The following is a 1,701-nucleotide window of genomic DNA, read 5'->3' as shown; positions in this document are numbered from 1 at the left end:
CCGCCAGTACCATCATCACCGCCCAGTTGTATCTGTTTGTTTCTCAGGGCATTAACCCGGTGCTCATAGGTGTCCGAAGAGTCTGGTTGAAGCTCCACGGCTTCTTCAGTGGTTGCAAGAGTCCCTTTAAGACCTGCCAGAGCATTTTTCGCTTCTGCTACAGCTTGACTTTTATGCTCCAATTCTGACTTCAGCATAGCTATTTCGTTATTATGAAGGGCTTCAGCCTCCTCATCGATGTCCCCGGAAGGAGGATGCTCCTCTTTTTTCAGAGCCAGACTCTCTTTTACTTTAGTTTCTTCACGCTGTGCAAGAGTGACCTCCATACTTTTCCAGTCGTGCAAACGCAGGAAGTGGTTGACCTGACTGTATTTTTGCCTGGTTAAAGGCAGTTCACCCAATGCGTAACCGGCTTCGTCCTGGTCGTTAGTATTTGTATGGGATGTAATGGCAATAAAGAAATCATCTTCTTCCATTAATCCGACGTAACCATGTATCTGAAGGTTAAGATTTTTGATGGCAGCTTCCAGTTTCTCCAGGACTTCATCTCGTCTATCAGTGCCGTCTCCCCGCAGGAAGTGCCTGATGTCGTCTACTCGCTCTTCAGTGGTTTGTTCTTCGCCTGCAGGCAGGTCGTAATCGATCTGGATTTGTTTAATGGCCTGATTGAGAGTCTTTTCGTCTTCGTCCGTGACAGCAGGGTAGACATCGGTTCGACTCACATAGACCACTTGTTTGCGACGAATATTATTCAGCTTTCTATGAACCCCTGACAGCTCACTTTCGGCTTTTTTAATGACTCGTTTGGTCATGGCGACATCACGATCAAGGGCGAACCGGGGCTTAGGCCCCAGGCGAGCCATTTGCCTTTCCAGCTCATTTTCAATGGCTGCGATACGTTCATCAACCTCGGACTGACCCGCTTTGAACAGTTCTTCATTCAGATGTTCAATTTTTGCCTTAATTAGACTGTTCTGTTCGTCTGTGCTGGCTAGACCTTTATAGTTCTCAATCTTCAGTTGATCAGCGATTATATTGTTTCTGATTCTTTTGAGATCTTCATCGTCATAGATTTCGTTGACTTGTTCCCTTATTAATTCCTGAATTTTGTTTCTTAGAGCCTGCTGCTGGTGGGACAGATTGGCACCGTCTGCAAACCCTATCTGTAAATCACTAGCCAGTTTAGCCAGAAAAATTTTTCTTTTTTCTTTGGTAGCAGGGTTTTCATGAGGGTAGATATTTAGCTCTTTCTCCAGAGCGGCAAGATAATTGGCCTGTTGTTCTCTGGCTTGCTGATCCGATTCTTCGACTAAAAATTTGAGACGATCGCGAATTCTGGAAAGTACGAAATCATCCCTCAGGAGGCCCGCGTTCAGATCTCTCTCCAGGTTCTTTTTAATATCTGGCCTCTCACTTTTCCACCAGATGAAGTTGTCCATGTTGCTCAGCTCGTAATTTGAGACATCACCGCTATCAAGCCTTGTAAGAACCCTTTCCAGTCTTGTTGCTTTGTCGTCCCCTTCATTGATTTTGATCTTGAGTATTGCTTCCAGGGATTGCAGTGTGAACCAGGCCTCTTCCTCTGATTGCTGCCTGGCTTCTCTGATATATAGTCGCATGTCTTCAGAAATGACCTGACGTTGAAAATACACATCGTCCTTTTCTCTAAGGTGACTCTTCCTCCCCAGAGCTTTTCCCGCA

At 45.6% G+C, this 1,701-nt stretch carries 1 protein-coding gene; it reads right to left on the bottom strand.

The genetic code is table 11. The features are described 5' to 3' along the window. Positions 1-1,619 (bottom strand): hypothetical protein (locus tag KDK17_RS16055; protein WP_257288512.1); only part of this gene is annotated, 1,619 nt, incomplete at its 3' end. Positions 1,620-1,701: the final 82 nt, after the last annotated feature.

Origin of the sequence: Endozoicomonas sp. SESOKO2, from assembly GCF_024606245.1 — a bacterium.
In the GTDB taxonomy this organism is placed as follows: Bacteria; Pseudomonadota; Gammaproteobacteria; order Pseudomonadales; family Endozoicomonadaceae; genus Endozoicomonas_A.
This window is presented reverse-complemented; position numbering and strand designations above follow the sequence as displayed.